1 protein-coding gene is annotated in these 346 nt (G+C 45.7%); it reads right to left on the bottom strand.

Annotated features, from left to right (window positions below):
- A partial coding sequence (locus tag AAEZ03_RS26355; RefSeq protein WP_350582707.1) for a sensor histidine kinase occupies positions 1-346 on the bottom strand: 346 nt, incomplete at both ends.

Here is a 346-nt window from a genome sequence, read left to right on the forward strand (position 1 = left end):
GCGCGCGAGAGTAGTAACAACGCGCTGATAATCTCGGAGGTTTCTTTAGCAGTCGTACTAATGCGCTCAGTAAATTCACTCAAATAGTGATCGCTTGCTAATTGGGAGGCCAGTACTTCTGACGCACCCATAATAATCGTTAAAGGCGTGCGCAATTCGTGGCTTACATCGCCGGTAAATAGCTGCTCACGTTTGAGGTACTGCTCTAACTTATGATTTTTCTGATCAATCGCTCGTGCTAAGACGCCAACCTCCGACGGCAAATGAGTCAATTCGGTTAAATTTTGGTGATCGTTTTCTACCGCTTGTTTTAGATCGAGTAGCGGCTTAGTAATCTGCTTTGAGG

It is taken from the genome of Pseudomonas sp. HY2-MNA-CIBAN-0224 (assembly GCF_040310285.1).
In the GTDB taxonomy this organism is placed as follows: Bacteria; Pseudomonadota; Gammaproteobacteria; order Pseudomonadales; family Pseudomonadaceae; genus Aquipseudomonas; species Aquipseudomonas helleri.